Source organism: Enterobacter sp. Li2LvB3 (assembly GCF_056156645.1).
Genome location: NZ_JBSICG010000002.1, coordinates 15,316 through 31,264, shown reverse-complemented (window position 1 = coordinate 31,264; position 15,949 = coordinate 15,316). Strand labels below are relative to the sequence as shown.

14 protein-coding genes and 1 pseudogene are annotated in these 15,949 nt (G+C 52.4%); 4 read left to right on the top strand and 11 right to left on the bottom strand.

From position 1 onward, the window contains the following. Window positions 1-45: 45 nt before the first annotated feature. From ttcA to nifJ, 7 genes and pseudogenes are all read right to left on the bottom strand, one after another. Complete coding sequence (gene ttcA / locus ACS603_RS01655) at window positions 46-981, bottom strand: tRNA 2-thiocytidine(32) synthetase TtcA (protein WP_182061274.1); 936 nt, start codon at window positions 979-981, stop codon at window positions 46-48. A 6-nt stretch (window positions 982-987) separates the two neighbouring features. Continuing rightward, window positions 988-1,230 (bottom strand): annotated as a pseudogene (locus tag ACS603_RS01650) (tyrosine-type recombinase/integrase); the annotation flags it as partial. Between the two features lie 77 nt (window positions 1,231-1,307). Next, window positions 1,308-2,921, bottom strand: a complete 1,614-nt coding sequence (locus tag ACS603_RS01645) for a mechanosensitive ion channel family protein (protein WP_474943642.1) — start codon at window positions 2,919-2,921, stop codon at window positions 1,308-1,310. 192 nt (window positions 2,922-3,113) lie between these two features. After that, a complete protein-coding gene (locus tag ACS603_RS01640; RefSeq protein ID WP_259349660.1) occupies window positions 3,114-3,239 on the bottom strand; it encodes a hypothetical protein in 126 nt (41 codons plus the stop codon). A gap of 34 nt (window positions 3,240-3,273) precedes the next feature. Continuing rightward, window positions 3,274-3,486 carry a KTSC domain-containing protein gene (locus ACS603_RS01635; RefSeq protein ID WP_474943641.1) on the bottom strand — a complete coding sequence of 71 codons (213 nt, stop codon included), beginning with the start codon at window positions 3,484-3,486 and terminating at the stop codon, window positions 3,274-3,276. Window positions 3,487-3,687: 201 nt separating this feature from the next. After that, window positions 3,688-4,797 carry a porin OmpC gene (gene ompC, locus ACS603_RS01630; RefSeq protein ID WP_182061271.1) on the bottom strand — a complete coding sequence of 370 codons (1,110 nt, stop codon included), beginning with the start codon at window positions 4,795-4,797 and terminating at the stop codon, window positions 3,688-3,690. A 410-nt stretch (window positions 4,798-5,207) separates the two neighbouring features. Then, complete coding sequence (gene nifJ, locus ACS603_RS01625) at window positions 5,208-8,732, bottom strand: pyruvate:ferredoxin (flavodoxin) oxidoreductase (RefSeq protein WP_474943640.1); 3,525 nt, start codon at window positions 8,730-8,732, stop codon at window positions 5,208-5,210. A gap of 270 nt (window positions 8,733-9,002) precedes the next feature. On the opposite strand from nifJ, the gene ACS603_RS01620 reads away from it, so the two are divergent. Next, window positions 9,003-9,269: a putative hemolysin gene (locus ACS603_RS01620; RefSeq protein WP_182061269.1), complete on the top strand. Its 267-nt coding sequence runs from the start codon at window positions 9,003-9,005 to the stop codon at window positions 9,267-9,269. Here the strand turns inward: ACS603_RS01620 and hslJ are convergent, their stop codons facing one another. The 4 genes from hslJ to ACS603_RS01600 all read right to left on the bottom strand — a co-directional run bounded on the left by hslJ (window position 9,270) and on the right by ACS603_RS01600 (window position 12,371). Next, window positions 9,270-9,710, bottom strand: coding sequence for a heat shock protein HslJ (gene hslJ, locus ACS603_RS01615; protein WP_315685900.1), 441 nt, complete (start codon window positions 9,708-9,710; stop codon window positions 9,270-9,272). Window positions 9,711-9,835: 125 nt separating this feature from the next. Further along, window positions 9,836-9,964, bottom strand: a complete 129-nt coding sequence (locus ACS603_RS01610) for a DUF2474 domain-containing protein (protein ID WP_182061267.1) — start codon at window positions 9,962-9,964, stop codon at window positions 9,836-9,838. Beyond that, on the bottom strand, window positions 9,964-10,974 hold the full coding sequence (cydB, locus tag ACS603_RS01605) for a cytochrome d ubiquinol oxidase subunit II (RefSeq protein WP_474943639.1): 1,011 nt from the start codon (window positions 10,972-10,974) through the stop codon (window positions 9,964-9,966). Before cydB ends, ACS603_RS01610 begins: the two co-directional genes overlap by 1 nt. Beyond that, window positions 10,974-12,371 (bottom strand): cytochrome ubiquinol oxidase subunit I, encoded by a 1,398-nt coding sequence (locus ACS603_RS01600; protein WP_474943638.1) that lies wholly within the window; start codon window positions 12,369-12,371, stop codon window positions 10,974-10,976. The genes cydB and ACS603_RS01600 overlap by 1 nt, the downstream gene beginning before the upstream one ends. 432 nt (window positions 12,372-12,803) lie before the next feature. Between ACS603_RS01600 and ymcF the strand changes: the two genes are divergently transcribed. The 3 genes from ymcF (at window position 12,804) to ydcS (ending at window position 15,934) form a co-directional block, all read left to right on the top strand. Further along, complete coding sequence (gene ymcF, locus ACS603_RS01595; protein WP_182061264.1) at window positions 12,804-12,992, top strand: cold shock small protein YmcF; 189 nt, start codon at window positions 12,804-12,806, stop codon at window positions 12,990-12,992. 83 nt (window positions 12,993-13,075) lie between these two features. Continuing rightward, window positions 13,076-14,485, top strand: a complete 1,410-nt coding sequence (locus ACS603_RS01590) for an aminotransferase-like domain-containing protein (RefSeq protein WP_474943637.1) — start codon at window positions 13,076-13,078, stop codon at window positions 14,483-14,485. Between the two features lie 303 nt (window positions 14,486-14,788). Next, on the top strand, window positions 14,789-15,934 hold the full coding sequence (gene ydcS / locus ACS603_RS01585) for a putative ABC transporter substrate-binding protein YdcS (protein WP_474943636.1): 1,146 nt from the start codon (window positions 14,789-14,791) through the stop codon (window positions 15,932-15,934). Window positions 15,935-15,949: the final 15 nt, after the last annotated feature.

The following is a 15,949-nucleotide window of genomic DNA, read 5'->3' as shown; positions in this document are numbered from 1 at the left end:
CGGCAGAAAGATAGCGTCCCGAAACCTGTTCGGGACGCTAACGGATTACTTCACTTCGACGACGTTCAGACGCAGTTCATCAAGCTGGGCGTCATCTTCTTCCGGTTGCCAGCCAGCAGGCTGCATTGGGATCTCTTCACGATCAAAGGCCAGATCGCCGCCATTCACCACTTCTGACTCGTGGTTAATCCCTTTAAAGTCAAACAGCTCTATGTCCGCCAGATGCGAAGGCACAACGTTCTGCATGGCGCTGAACATGGTTTCGATACGGCCAGGATAGCGTTTGTCCCAGTCACGCAGCATGTCGCCAATCACCTGACGTTGCAGGTTTGGCTGTGAACCACACAGATTACAAGGGATTATCGGGAACGCTTTCGCCTGTGAGAAACGCTCGATGTCCTTCTCGCGGCAGTATGCCAGAGGGCGGATAACGATGTGTTTCCCGTCATCGCTCATCAGTTTTGGTGGCATCCCTTTCATTTTGCCACCGTAGAACATGTTCAGGAACAGCGTTTGCAGGATGTCATCGCGGTGATGGCCCAGCGCAATTTTGGTTGCGCCCAGTTCGGTTGCCGTACGGTAGAGGATCCCGCGGCGCAGACGAGAGCACAGAGAGCAGGTGGTTTTGCCCTCAGGGATCTTCTCTTTCACGATGCTGTAGGTATTCTCTTCGACGATTTTATACTCGACGCCCAGCTTCTCCAGATACTCAGGAAGAATATGCTCCGGGAAACCCGGCTGTTTCTGGTCGAGGTTTACCGCCACCAGTGAGAAATTCACCGGCGCGCTCTGCTGAAGATTGCGCAGGATCTCCAGCATGGTGTAACTGTCTTTCCCCCCGGAGAGGCAGACCATGATGCGATCGCCTTCTTCAATCATATTGAAGTCAGCAATAGCTTCGCCTACGTTACGGCGCAGACGCTTTTGTAATTTGTTCAGGTTGTATTGTTCTTTCTTGTTAATATCTTGATTTTGTTGCATTTATTACTACCTATGGAACCAGAATGGGCATTTATTCAATTCTTTAAACCACGCATCGCAGACGTCATAAACCATTTGCGCGTTTTCATGCCCTGTCTGGCTCACGATGAAAGAGGGGTTAGCGCCAGCGGATAAAAGCCAGCAGGCAAAAGTATGTCGCGTATGGTACGGATTCCGGCGACGAATTCCAGCACGTTTTACAGCGGCGTTTGATCTGGCATCAGTACTTGATAAAGCGTAGTCGGCTTTTTAGGTGCCTTACGCAGCGCAGGCACGGAAACAGAAGGCATTATTTGATACTCCAACGCAGTGCTGACTACGCCGTTTTACCCTTCACGCTTTGGTGGCTCTGCGGGGGCTGCATACCAGTTTTCTTGCGCGACCATGATGTTCCCTTCAGGCTGCATAACGAAATTCGGCGACATGATCTGAACGTTGAATTCATTGAATACATCCTGAATGTTGCTGTACAACTCGTTGCGCGCGATGGCCAGGGACTGCCCGGGAAACAGTCTCACCTGTAGCTCATAGGCTATGTACCAGTCCATCAGTTCCAGCTGGCGTACAAGCGGTGGATGCGTCAGATCGACACACCGTGCTCGCTTGGCTGCCAGCTCAAGCATTGCGTGAACCTGCCGCCACGGGGTGTCATACCCTATGGTCACGCCGACGGTTAAGTTGATGCTGCCATCTTTATTTTGCGCACTGAGGTTAACAATCTTGCCGCTCACCACAACCGCATTGGGTACCGTCACCACGTAGTTTTCGCGTGTGATAATTTTGGTGGCGAGCATCCCGATTTCGCTGACCTGGCCTTCGTTATCCGCTACCCGAATAACATCCCCTTTTCGCAGCGCTCGCGAATAAATAAGCACCAGGCCACTCATGGCATGATTCATCACCCCAGCCGAACCCAGCGTTAACATCAGGCCAAAGAAGACGCTAATGCCTTTAAAGGCCAGGGAATTTGCGCCAGGAAGGAAAGGGTATGCGGCGGAAAGAGCAAATAACCACACCATCACGGAGATAAGCTTGCGGGTCGCCCCGACAGTCTCAGGGTGAAGCCCCGGAAACTGTAAACGACCAGCTTCAACCTGGCGGAGCACCATTTTGAGCAACTTCAGAATAAAGGCGGTGATGATGAAAATAATCAAAACAATCATCAGGCCCGGTAACGCAGAGACGATAGACAGGGCTATCTGACGTACGACACGCAGTGACCAGTCACCCAGCGACGTAGCCCAGACCCGCGTCCAGGGGAACAAACTTAATGCCCAGCTTAACCAGACGTAAAAAGCTAAAATCCCCAGTAATATCATTAGTAAGCCATACAGGCGTGCTTCAATTGCCCCCGTATAACGGCGCCAGCTTTTGGGGAGCCAACCCCGGTTTTCAGCAATCTGGCGGCGATAATATTGCCGCACCCGGCGCCATGAGCGCCACGCAACATAGCCAAAGAGCAAAAAGACTGCCAGACCTGCAACCGTCTTCACCGAAGAGAGGACAAGCCAGCCGGTATTGAATTGATCGCGAAGTGCGGTGCGCTGTGCTTCAAGGCGTACCAGCACACGTTGCGCAGCCTGATCCAGGGTAAGATCATCCCCCTCATCCAGATCCGCCTGCGCCAGAAGCATGACAGGTTTGCCATTCATAACGAACAGTCTTCCCGGCTGGTTATAGCGGGTGACAGGGACGATTTTCAGGGGTTCGAGCAGATCCGCATGTTCGAAATGACGCAGCGTGTTGCGGATGCGTAGCACGCGCTCTTCTGGCGTAGTGAGCCCGAATTTCGCCTGAAGCATAACAATGGGATGATGGAAGATATAAACCGTGCGGGCTTGCTCCTGGCCAGTTGGCTCCTGACGCGGTTCCGCCGCAAAAGAACTAAAGGTGAAAAGCGATATCACACACGCCAGAAAAACGAGCACTCTCTTATTCATACTCTTCACCCGATAACGCGAAATTATCATTATTTTTCAGGCAACCAGCTAACCGGCAGACATGAACTTTCTGAGCATAGACCAGTTGCCCGGTTGTGCAACATTCACCTCAAGCGATGCTATGACCGCCCGGATGTACATCGACAATGATGCAGGAGGGTAAGAGTGCGTCAGGCAGGTAAAGGCAGAGGGTTAATAGCTGTCTAAATGGTTCAGAAGGTTGCCAAGATGGCTAACGATATCGCCAATATCAAAAATTAACGCCATCCACAGGAAGGCGAGGAGGGCGAGCACAACAACAGATATACGACTAAACAATGTGAATGTCCTTATTCATGCTGAAAGGTCCGGCTCAATATACTTTGACCTCTTTAAACTTACCTTTAACGACGCCGTCGTAAAAGCGACCTTTAGACACTACACTCAGAAAATCCTGAAAAATGCGAGCGGGGACACGCTGATACTGGAAAGCGGAACGATCATGGAACCGTATTTCGAGGGTGGCACTGCCTTCATCATAAGCAATCGACGAGATGCGTGATGATCTTACTGGGTGATGGGTCATGATGGGCTCTCCCTGACGGCGTAACGGGGAGAGACATCATCCTCCATTAGAGGTGCAGGGCGCAATAAGTAAATTCAAATCAGTGATGCAAAGAATCAGATATCAGGAAAAATAAGAAATGATAATGAGGAGGGCGTGATTTCAATTAAACACTTTGCGATGATAAATTAATAGCCCGCGCTTGCACGCGGGCCAGACAAATTAGAACTGGTAAACCAGGCCTAACGCTACGATATCATCCGTACCGATACCGTTGTTTTTGTAGAATGCATCATCTTCGTCCAGCAGGTTGATTTTATAATCAACATAGGTGGACATGTTTTTGTTGAAATAATAGGTTGCGCCTACGTCAGCATATTTAACCAGATCTTTATCGCCTTCGCCGTTACCCAGGTCTTTACCTTTGGATTGCAGGTAAGAAATGGCCGGGCGCAGGCCGAAATCAAACTGATATTGTGCAGTGATTTCGAAGTTCTGCGTTTTGTTAGCAACCGCGTTTTCGTTGTCACCGTATGGGGTCATATTACGGGTTTCGGAATACATGGTTGCCAGGTAGATATTGTTGGCATCATATTTCAGGCCAGCAGTCCAGGCATCGGCTTTATCGCCGCCCGCCGTTGTGTAACGCACCTGATCGTTGGAACGGTCAGAAGAGGCGTAAGCTGCACCGGCGCTAAAGCCCATGCCGAAGTCATAGGTAGTGGAGATACCGAAACCGTCGCCGTTCTCATGACGCGTGTCGCGACCGTTGTTCGTCCCTTCCTGATTGTTGCTGGCGCTCTCATTTTTGCCCTGGTACTGCAAGGCAAAGTTCAGACCCTGTACCAGACCGTAGAAGTCAGTATTACGGTAGGTTGCAACACCATTCGCACGGCCGGTCATGAAGTTGTCTGCTTTGGTATAAGAGTCGCCACCGAACTCTGGCAGCATATCGGTCCAGCCTTCCACGTCGTACAGCACGCCATAGTTACGGCCGTAGTCGAATGAACCGTAATCACCAACTTTGACCCCTGCGAACGCCAGACGCGTCCAGGACTGGTTGTCAGAGCTTTCAGTGTTGTTAGCCTGAACGTTGTATTCCCACTGCGCGTAGCCGGTCATCATGTTGTTGATCTGGGTTTCACCCTTGAAGCCCAGACGCATGTACGTCTGATCGCCATCCGCACCTTTATCGTCAGAGAAGTAATGCAGGCCATCTACTTTTCCGTACAGATCTAATTTGTTGCCATCTTTGTTGTAAATTTCAGCTGCATTCGCTGCGCCAGCCATTAAAAGGGCCGGAATCATAAGAGCCAGTACTTTTCTTTGCATTGTGATATTCCTTTGCAGTTGTTTTTATTTAATTACTGATTGAACTTTCCTGACTGGAAAGATGTCCCATGCTAAATCACTCTGAGTTGAGAGTAATAAAATATAATTGTTACTGATTAAGTAAAATATCAACAGAATAATGCTGCTGAAATGACGATAACCTTCATGAATATATGAGTGTAAAACATACAAAATCAAAATTATTAATGTGATGGGAAAAAGGGTAGGCTCTACGCCGTTATATGCCTTTAAGATGTTTTATTCATTATTTCGGTGAATCCTTTTTACTTAAATAAAGAGTTTTCGGAAATAAACTGGATACGCCCGATGCGAATGCATCGGGCATTTTTTTGCGCAGAATAAAAAAAGCCCGGACATATGGGGTCAGTCCACATACCGGGCTTGTGTGGTTAGTCGTTGGTAGATTTTTCCGCTTTACCTGCCATCTGGGCCAGGAAGTCATAGCGTTTTTGCAGGTCGACTGCCGCATCTTTCCAGAGCTGCTCTGCCACTTCAGGCTGCTGCGCATTCAGGCGACGGAAACGCTGCTCCTGCATTAGTGTCTCGGCCAGCGCATCTGACGGCGGACGCGAATCCAGCGCCAGAGGCAATTTGCCTTCATCAGCCCGACGCGGATCGAAGCGATACAGCGGCCAGAACCCGGTGGCTGTGAGCTGGCGCATCTGATCGTGGCTGAGCGCCAGATCGTAACCATGCTCTTCACAAGGGCTGTAGGCGATAATCAACGACGGGCCTGGATAGGCCTCCGCTTCCTGAATGGCTTTCACCGTCTGGTTAAGCTGTGCCCCCAGTGAAATCTGGGCGACATAGACATGGCCATACATCATCATGCTGACGCCCAAATCTTTACGCGCTTTGCGTTTCCCGTGTTCGCCAAACTTCGTGACCGCACCCAGTGGAGTGGCTTTAGAGGCCTGGCCACCGGTGTTGGAATAACACTGTGTATCCAGCACCAGAATATTGACGTTTTCGGTCAGGCTCAGCACATGATCCAGGCCGCCAAATCCAATATCGTAAGCCCAGCCGTCACCACCAATCAGCCAGATAGATTTCTCAACCAGCGCATCGGCATCAGTCAGTAACTGTTCTGCACCGTCAACGCCCTGGAGTGCACTGCGCAGCGCTGCAACCTGCTCGCGGCGCACGTCTGGTGTCGCGTCAGCATGCAGGGCATCGTTCAGCTCCGCCGGGATCTTATCGGCAAACTGTTCCAGAAGGCGCATCACGCGGGCACGATGCTGATCGACTGTCAGACGGAAGCCCAGGCCGAACTCTGCGTTGTCTTCAAACAGGGAGTTCGCCCATGCCGGGCCGCGCCCGTTGGCATCCGTGGTGTACGGCGTTGATGGCAGGTTGCCCCCGTAAATAGATGAACAGCCGGTGGCATTGGCAATCAACATGCGATCACCATACAACTGGGTCAGCAGTTTGATGTACGGGGTTTCACCGCAGCCAGAGCAGGCGCCGGAGTACTCGAACAGCGGGGTAATCAGCTGCGAAGTACGGATGTCGATACGTTCCAGTGTGCTGCGATCGATTTCTGGCAGGTCCAGGAAGAAATCATAATTCACTTTCTCTTCTTCCACGTGCTCCAGACGCGACATCATATTGATGGCTTTTATTTCCGGGTTCTGACGATCTTTCGCCGGGCAAACTTCCACGCACAGGTTACAGCCGGTGCAATCTTCCGGTGCCACCTGGAGAACATATTTCTGTCCGCGCATATCGCGGGATTTTACATCCAGAGAATGCAGGCTGGCTGGTGCATTTTCCATCGCTTCCGGAGGCACCACTTTGGCGCGAATGGCAGAATGCGGGCAGGCAGCAACGCAGTGGTTACACTGAGTACACAGCTCTTCTTTCCAGATGGGGATCTCTTCGGCGATGTTGCGTTTTTCCCAGCGCGTGGTGCCCATCGGCCAGGTTCCGTCTGGCGGCAGCGCCGAAACTGGAAGGGCATCACCCAGACCTGCCAGCATTGCAGCGGTAACGGTTTTAACAAAGTCAGGGGCAGCGTCAGACACTACTGGCGGCCGGTTCGGGCTGGCGGCGTTCACCTGCTGTAACGGTACTTCGAACAATGATTCGCGTGCCAGCGCCAGCGCCTGCCAGTTACGTTCCACCAGCTCCTGGCCTTTGCTGCTGTAGCTTTTGGCAATCGCACCCTGCAACTCCGCCAGCGCGCTGTCGCCCGGCAGGATGTTGGTCAGGTGGAAGAAGGCCATCTGCATGACGGTATTAATACGCGCTGCAAGCCCGCACTCACGCGCAATTTTTGCCGCGTTGACTACAAAGAAGCGGGCTTTTTTCTGATTAAGAACCGCCTGCACTTCCTGCGGCAGGCGCGACCAGACTTCATCTGCGCTGTACGGCGTATTGAGCAGGAAAATACCGCCAGGTTTGAGGCGTTCGGCCATCTGGTATTTATCGATAAACTGCAACTGATGGCAGCCGACAAAATCTGCCTGCGACACCAGGTACGCCGAACGAATCGGGTGTTCGCTGACGCGCAGGTGAGAAACGGTCAGCCCACCGGCTTTTTTCGAGTCATACACGAAATAACCCTGCGCGTACCACGGCGTCGAGTTACCGATGATCTTAATATTGTTCTTGGTTGCCGAGACGCTACCGTCACTGCCTAAGCCATAGAACAGCGCTTCAAGTTTCGCTTTTGATGGCAGCGTGTTTTCCGGTAACACCAGCGAAAGGTTAGTAACGTCATCATAAATGCCGACCGTAAAGCGCGGTTTTGGCTTCGCTTCAGCCAGTTCATTGAACACCGCAAACACGCAGTCAGGGCCAAATTCTTTAGAGGAAAGACCGTACCGGCCGCCAATGACACGCGGTAAGGTTTCACGTTCACCGCTGTTGAAGGCTTCCGCCAGGGCGGTCATCACGTCCAGATACAGCGGCTCGGCATGTGCGCCTGGCTCTTTGGTACGGTCGAGCACCGCAACGCTACGGGTGCTTTCCGGCAGGGCAGAGAGCAGGTGTTTTGCTGAGAACGGGCGATAAAGGCGCACTTTCAGCACACCAACTTTTTCGCCACGCGTCAGGAGCTCGTCCACAACTTCTTCACAGGTACCGATTGCAGACCCCATCAGCACGATGACGCGTTCTGCCTGCGGGTGACCATAGTATTCAAACGGTTTGTATTCACGCCCGGTAGCGGTAGCAAAGTCGTTCATCGCCTGTTCAACGTGGTCGTAAACGGCGTTGTACCATGGGTTCGTCGCTTCACGTGACTGGAAGTAGGTGTCCGGGTTGGCGGACGTGCCGCGAATAACCGGGTGTTCCGGGTTCAGGGCGCGGGCGCGATGGGCGTCAATCTCCGCCTGCGGCAGCAGGTTCAGGATAGTGTCATCCGCCAGAGGAACAATTTTGTTGATTTCATGCGACGTGCGGAAACCATCAAAGAAATGAATAAACGGTACGCGGCTCTTGAGGGTGGCGATATGGGAAATCAGCGCGAAGTCCTGTGCTTCCTGAACGCTGCTGGCACATAGCATGGCGCAGCCGGTCTGTCGTATGGCCATGACATCAGAGTGATCGCCAAAAATAGATAGCGCGTGCGTGGCAACGGTGCGCGCCGCCACGTGCAATACAAAGGGAGTCAGTTGTCCTGCCAGCTTGTACAGCGTCGGGATCATCAACAGCAAGCCCTGGGAGGAGGTGAACGACGTAGAAAGAGCACCGGTCTGCAGTGCGCCATGCACGGCAGCAATGGCCCCGGCTTCTGACTGCATTTCTACCACTCTGGGAACATCGCCCCAGACGTTTTTTAACCCGTTTCCCGCCCAGGCATCTGCCTGTTCAGCCATCGTAGAACTTGGCGTAATTGGGTAGATGGCGATAACTTCGCTGGTACGGAACGCGACTGACGCGACAGCACCATTACCGTCAATAGTTTGCATAAGACGACACCCTTACATTGCGCAAAAAAGGGGACCCGCGAAACCGCTACGGGTCTGATAATTATTCCCTTATTTTAGCAAAGGTCGGGTTTTTCGATTTTCGCTTTTGTGTCCTCGGTATTCTGCGCATCAATGAGTAGATCAACTTTTTGGCAAAAAAAGCGTGAGCATTTGTTTCCTGAGTGCATAAATACGCATTCTGGCTCTCGACGCAACGCGGTGGGATGCCTATTATGCTTAGGTTTCGTTACCGTTGATGGGGGAAAAAGTATGCGTTCAGCGTTATGGGTAGGATGTGCCGCATTATTGTTGTCGGCGTGTAGCAGTGAACCTGTGCAGCAAGCTACTGCCGCGCACGTGACGCCAGGGATGAAAGCGGCAATGTCCAGCTCAGGACAGGCTAATTGTGCGATGATTGGCGGATCGCTATCCGTTGCCCGTCAGCTAGACGGCTCCGCGATAGGGATGTGCGCACTGCCTAACGGCAAACGTTGCAGTGAACAGTCGCTTGCCGTTGGAACATGCGGAAACTACTGATTATTCTGCCCGCTTAAAGGTCAGCGTTTTATCAGCCGTTGCCAGCGTTAACTGGTCTTCAGTCAGGTCGACCTGCGCCCCTTTGCGCAGCATGTTGCCGATCGCCTGATCCAGCTCGTTAAGCTGCGGCTCTGTACATAATTTGCGGGTCATGGCCAGCGTCTTAACCTTAAGCTCGCCTTCGGCCAATTTCCCCTCGCCGTTAAAGCGATTACACATCACGCCGGAAACAGTCATGTTTTTGGTAAGACTAATATCTGACTGCGCACCACTGAAACTAATTTCAGGCCGCGTTGCTGTGGTTGTCACGGCTTTACCGTCCACATTTTCCAGAATAAAGCGATGGTTTTGGAGTTGATCTGCCTGAACGGAGGCTTTGCCGGGATTAACACAGCCGGCGAGGACCAGGCTGAACAGACTTAACGCAACGAGCTTTTTCATATTTATTCTCAAACTATCAATGCTGTGAATCAATTACAGTGTAACGATACTCCTGCGTGAGTTAATGGGGTTTATCTGAAAGTGCGAGAAGAAACCGGGCCGCAGGATGCAACCCGGTTTACCGGTTAGTGTGACTTAAACCCAGCGGCAGCCATCAGTAGGCGAAAGACCATACTCACACCCGCCAGTGCCAGGACGCTGCCACCCCAGATGAGTACCAGCCACATCAGGCGTTTCCAGACCAGTTGTTGCATCAATGATAACCCTCCCCATGCTGAACTTTTCCACGAAAGACGTAGTAGCTCCAGAATGTGTAGACCAAAATAACCGGGATAATCAGCAGCGCGCCCACCAGCATAAAGCCCTGACTTTGCGCTGGCGCTGCGGCCTGCCACAGGGTAATTGATGGCGGAATAATGTGCGGCCAGATGCTGATCCCAAGCCCGCTAAAGCCGAGGAAAATCAGCCCCAGCGTCAAAACAAACGGCAGATTATGGCTCGCCGGGTTATTCAGGCTGCGCCACTGGAACAGACTAAACACCACGACCAGCACCGGTACAGGCAGCAGGAAAAACAGGTTCGGCAGTGTAAACCAGCGCGCGGCAATGTCGGAGTGCGTCAGTGGAGTCCAGGCGCTAATCACAGCGATAATCACCAGCAGCGCCAGCAGCAGGCGTTTCGACACCTGTCGCATCCGCTGCTGAAGCGCGTTCTCACTTTTCATCACCAGCCACGTTGACCCTAGCAGGGCGTACGCCACCACCAGACCCACGCCACAGAACAGATTAAACACCGTGAACCAGTCGAATGGCCCGCCGGTGTAGGTGCGCCCGGTTACCGTAAACCCATTGATCACCGCACCCACCGTCACGCCCTGGGTGAAGGTTGCCAGAATCGACCCGCCAATAAAGGCTTTATCCCAGAAAGGACGGTGCGCGGGCGTCGCTTTAAAACGAAACTCAAAGGCAACGCCGCGGAATATAAGTCCGATCAGCATTAATGTCAGCGGGATGGTCAGGGCATCAATAATCACCGCATAGGCCAGCGGGAAAGCACCAAACAACGCCGCGCCGCCAAGCACCAGCCAGGTTTCGTTGCCATCCCAGACCGGCGCAACGCTGTTGACCATCACATCACGATCGTCGGCGTTTTGCGTTGCCGGGAACAGAATGCCAATCCCCAGATCAAAGCCGTCCATCACGATATACATCAGCGTGGCGAAAACGATGATGACAAACCAGATAACGGAAAGATCGATACCCATTATGGTTTCTCCTTCGGTTCAGTAACCGCAGAAAGCGGGCGCGCAGGGCGGCCATCGGATTCTGTGGCAAAGGTTTCGTGCGCCTGAGGGCCTTTCTTAATCAGCCGCACCATATAGCTGTATCCCACGCCAAAGACGGAGGTATAGACCACAAAGAACGCCAGCAAACTGATGCTCATATGCAAATCGCCGTGCGCGGAGACTGCATCTTTTGTGCGTTGAAGCCCGTACACGACCCACGGCTGGCGACCCACTTCAGTCGTCACCCAGCCCGCCAGAATGGCAATCAGCCCGGACGGCCCCATCAGCAGGGCAAACCACAGGAAGGGGCGTGAGGAATAAACGCGTTTCTTGTAACGCAGCCAGACGGCCACCACTCCGAGCAACAGCATCAACATGCCCAGCCCGGCCATAATGCGGAAAGACCAGAACACGATTGTGGCGTTAGGGCGATCTTCTTTCGGGAACTCTTTCAGCGCCGGAACTTGTTTATCCAGGCTGTGCGTGAGGATCAGGCTGCCCAGCGCCGGGATCTCAAGCCCAAAGCGCGTGCGTTCCTGCTCCATATCTGGCAGGCCAAACAGTAACAACGGTGTTGGCTCGCCGGGTAGATTTTCCCAGTGACCTTCAATGGCCGCGATTTTCGCTGGCTGATGCTTAAGGGTATTCAGACCGTGCATATCGCCAATCATCGCCTGAATGGGGGCAACAATCAGGGTCATCCACAGCGCCATCGAGAACATGGTGCGGATAGCCGGCGTATTGTTGCCGCGCAATAAATGCCACGCCGCAGACGCGCCGACAAAAAGCGCGCTACTCAGAAATGCCGCTATCGACATGTGCAGCAGGCGATACGGGAAGGAAGGGTTAAATACCACCGCAAACCAGTCGACGGGTACAACCTGCCCATTAACGATTTCATAGCCCTGCGGGGTTTGCATCCAGCTGTTCGAGGCCAGGATCCAGAAGGTTGAGATGATAGTGCCGAGCGCCACCATACAGGTTGAAAAGAAGTGCAGCCCCGGCCCGACTTTGTTCCAGCCGAACAGCATCACCCCGAGGAAACCCGCTTCAAGGAAGAAGGCAGTCAATACTTCGTAGGTGAGCAGGGGGCCGGTAATGCTCCCGGCAAACTGGGAAAATCCGCTCCAGTTGGTGCCAAACTGGTACGCCATCACCAGGCCTGAAACCACCCCCATGCCAAAGTTAACGGCGAAGATTTTTGACCAGAAATGGTAAAGCGAACGCCAGACCGGGTTTTTCGTTTTCAGCCATAACCCTTCCAGCACGGCGAGGTAGCTCGCCAGGCCAATGGTGATTGCCGGGAAAATAATGTGAAAGGATACGGTAAATGCGAATTGTATCCTCGCAAGATGAAAAGCATCTAAACCAAACATGCACAGCCTCAATGTCAAACGGTGTGCTGTTATGGTATGGGGTTGCGAGGAAGAGTATCAGACGCAGAAAAATGAAATTTATGTATAACAGTTTGCTAAAGGTATGTTTTTTCGGCATCTGATATAGCCGGTGTGTTCAGAGGGGCATCCCACGCAGAGAAGACATAATTCGATGGATTATAAAAAGATTATTCTTATGCATTTTATTTATTAATTAGCTTGCTTTATGGTCATCGTCGTGCGTTAATGTCCCTCTGGTTTTGATTTCAAATAAATATCTGACGTAGTTTTATAAAGCAGTTCTCATCACGTTGTGCCTCTCCGCAGCCTCTCTTGGGTCTTTTTCTACACTCCGATAAGTTTTGTTTCATACCACTATCGCCTGAATGGCCCATTAGCAATTTACGTTTTTTACGTTTACAGGAGAATCTTATGACTTCTTATATCCATTTCCGCTGCCCATGCTGTCATGGCTCGCAGTACCGTACCTCAGTCTTTGACGTGTCGGAAAAAAATCCACACGGTGCGAAATGCATTTTCTGCAAATCGTCCATGATTACGCTCGATCATTTAGCGGCTGCTCGCTTTACCCAAAGCGCAGTCACTGAGTACCGCAAGTAATTACACCGTTAAACCATAACAGTTAGCAAAATCTTCTCTTTTTCTTCTTCTGATATACACTGTTGTTCAGCAAGGAGAATCTGATGAAAAAATACCAGCGTCTGGCGCAACAAATTATCTCGCAAATAGAGCTTGGCGCATGGCTGCCGGGCGATAAATTGCCTTCCCTGCGTGAGCAGGTTGCGAGCAGCGGCATGAGTTTTATGACCGTTGGCCATGCCTATCAGATGCTGGAAAGCCAGGGAAGGATTGTCGCAAGACCGCAGTCGGGCTATTACGTTGCCTCGCGCCCGACGCCATCACAGCCTTCGCCGCCCGCTCAGGTGATGCGCGATGAAGTGGTGGACATCAACACCTATATCTTCGACGTGTTGCAGGCCAGCCGCGATCCTTCTGTGGTGCCATTTGCTTCAGCGTTCCCTGATCCCCGGCTCTTCCCGCTCCAGCAACTCAACCGTTCACTTGCTAACGTCAGTAAAACAGCCACCGCCATGAGTGTGATTGAAAACCTGCCGCCGGGAAACGTCGATTTACGTCATGCCATTGCCCGTCGTTACGCTCAGCAGGGGATGAACATCTCACCGGAAGAAATTGTCATCACCGCCGGGGCGCTTGAGGCGCTCAACCTCAGTTTGCAGGCGGTGACCGAGCCTGGCGACTGGGTGATTGTCGAAAACCCCTGTTTTTACGGCGCGCTTCAGGCGCTCGAACGCCTGAAATTAAAAGCCCTGTCCATTGCCACTGACGTCCGCGAAGGGATCGATCTGAACGCGCTTGAACATGCGCTGAATGAGTATCCGGTCAAAGCCTGCTGGCTGATGACCAACAGCCAGAACCCGCTTGGATTTACGCTAAGCGCGGAGAAAAAAGCGCATTTAGTGGCGCTGTTGACCCGACACAACGTCACCCTGATTGAAGATGACGTCTATAGCGAGCTCTATTTTGGCCGTGAAAAACCGCTTCCGGCCAAAGCGTGGGACACCCAGGACATGACGCTGCACTGTTCCTCATTTTCAAAATGCCTGGTGGCTGGCTTTCGTATCGGCTGGGTGGCCGCCGGAAAACATGCCCGGCGCATTCAACAGTTGCAGCTGATGAGTACGTTATCCACCAGTTCACCCGTGCAGCTGGCGCTGGTGGATTATCTGGCGACAAAACGCTATGACGCCCATCTTCGCCGCCTGCGGCGTACGCTGGCCGAACGTAAACAGCTGGCATGGCAATCGCTTTTGCGCCATATGCCGGCGGGGGTGAAAATCCACCACAACGACAGCGGCTACTTCTTATGGCTGGAACTACCTGCGCCGCTGGATGCCGGGGTACTGAGCGAGAGAGCGCTGGAGAACCATATCAGCATTGCGCCGGGCAAAATGTTTTCAACCTCTGACGCCTGGACACCTTTTTTCCGTTTTAATACCTCATGGGCGTGGGGCGAGCGAGAGGAGCAGGCGGTAAGTCAGTTGGGGAAATTAATAAGCACGATGATGAAATAATAATTATCGCCAGATTTCCGGGGGAATAATGTCCCCTCAAAAATAAACAATCCTTATCTCACGTAAAGCACTGCGAATATCCCGCGGTGCTTTTTCTTTTGCATCATAGGAAATCTGCATACAGCCTCTCACTGCTAACCCCTTGTCTATAATCCAGTTAACGGGGAATGCGCCCTCGGTCACAACCTGATGAAATTTCCTTAAGCCGCAGGGTGAGGCCCATTTGCGCGGTCTACGTTTAATTAGGGAGATATTTTTACGGCACGGCTGCCGCTAAATTTCATTGCGACAGGAGTAAATCTAATGAGCAAAAAATTTGCCCGCAGCAGCCTGTGCGCGCTCGGTATGACTATCATGACAGCGCAAGCCGCTGAGCCACCCAAGGCGATCGGCGAAGGTGAAGGTCGACTGGATATTATTGCCTGGCCGGGATACATCGAGCGCGGTCAGACCGATAAAAATTACGACTGGGTAACACAGTTCGAAAAAGACACCGGCTGCGTGGTGAACGTCAAAACTGCTGCCACTTCTGATGAAATGGTCAGCCTGATGGCGAAGGGCGGCTATGACCTGGTTACCGCATCCGGTGACGCCTCGTTACGTCTGATTATGGGGAAACGCGTACAGCCGATTAATCCTGATTTGATCCCGAACTGGAAAACCATCGACCCGCGAATTGTAAAGGGTGAATGGTTTAACGTGGGCGGCAAAGTGTATGGCACACCGTATCAGTGGGGGCCGAACCTGCTGATGTACAACACCAAAACCTTCCCGACGCCGCCGGATAGCTGGAATGTGGTCTTCGTGAAACAAGACCTGCCGGACGGTAAAACCAACCAGGGCCGCGTACAAGCCTATGACGGTCCGATTTACATCGCTGACGCCGCGCTGTTTGTGAAAGCCACCCAGCCGGCATTGGGGATCTCCGATCCGTACCAGTTGACGGAAAAACAGTATGCCGCGGTCCTGAAAGTGCTGCGCGATCAACATGCGCTTATCCACCGCTACTGGCATGACACCACGGTTCAGATGAGTGACTTCAAAAACGAAGGTGTGGTGGCATCGAGCGCCTGGCCGTATCAGGCGAATGCCCTGAAAGGTGAAAACCAGCCTATTGCCACCGTCTTCCCGAAAGAAGGCGTGACCGGGTGGGCGGACACCACCATGCTTCACGCGCAGGCGAAACACCCGATGTGCGCTTATAAATGGATGAACTGGTCTTTGACGCCGAAATTGCAGGGGGATTTGGCGGCATGGTTTGGCTCGTTACCGGTTGTTGCTGAAGGCTGTAAGGCCAGCACATTGTTGGGTGATAAAGGCTGCGAAACCAACGGCTATAACTATTTCGATAAAATTATGTTCTGGAAAACGCCGATTGCAGAAGGGGGCAAGTATGTTCCGTACAGCCGCTGGACGCAGGATTACATCGCCATCATGGGCGGCCGTTAATCGCCCGGGAGCAGA

Bases quoted from the DNA above. Each gene is read 5' to 3' on its own strand.
- ACS603_RS01635 (WP_474943641.1), bottom strand. From the start codon at position 3,486: ATGACCCATCACCCAGTAAGATCATCACGCATCTCGTCGATTGCTTAT.
- ymcF (WP_182061264.1), top strand. From the start codon at position 12,804: ATGACTTCTTATATCCATTTCCGCTGCCCATGCTGTCATGGCTCGCAG.
- ACS603_RS01600 (WP_474943638.1), bottom strand. From the start codon at position 12,371: ATGTTTGGTTTAGATGCTTTTCATCTTGCGAGGATACAATTCGCATTT.
- cydB (WP_474943639.1), bottom strand. From the start codon at position 10,974: ATGGGTATCGATCTTTCCGTTATCTGGTTTGTCATCATCGTTTTCGCC.
- ACS603_RS01590 (WP_474943637.1), top strand. From the start codon at position 13,076: ATGAAAAAATACCAGCGTCTGGCGCAACAAATTATCTCGCAAATAGAG.
- ompC (WP_182061271.1), bottom strand. From the start codon at position 4,797: ATGCAAAGAAAAGTACTGGCTCTTATGATTCCGGCCCTTTTAATGGCT.
- nifJ (WP_474943640.1), bottom strand. From the start codon at position 8,732: ATGCAAACTATTGACGGTAATGGTGCTGTCGCGTCAGTCGCGTTCCGT.
- ACS603_RS01645 (WP_474943642.1), bottom strand. From the start codon at position 2,921: ATGAATAAGAGAGTGCTCGTTTTTCTGGCGTGTGTGATATCGCTTTTC.
- hslJ (WP_315685900.1), bottom strand. From the start codon at position 9,710: ATGAAAAAGCTCGTTGCGTTAAGTCTGTTCAGCCTGGTCCTCGCCGGC.
- ydcS (WP_474943636.1), top strand. From the start codon at position 14,789: ATGAGCAAAAAATTTGCCCGCAGCAGCCTGTGCGCGCTCGGTATGACT.
- ACS603_RS01610 (WP_182061267.1), bottom strand. From the start codon at position 9,964: ATGCAACAACTGGTCTGGAAACGCCTGATGTGGCTGGTACTCATCTGG.
- ACS603_RS01620 (WP_182061269.1), top strand. From the start codon at position 9,003: ATGCGTTCAGCGTTATGGGTAGGATGTGCCGCATTATTGTTGTCGGCG.
- ttcA (WP_182061274.1), bottom strand. From the start codon at position 981: ATGCAACAAAATCAAGATATTAACAAGAAAGAACAATACAACCTGAAC.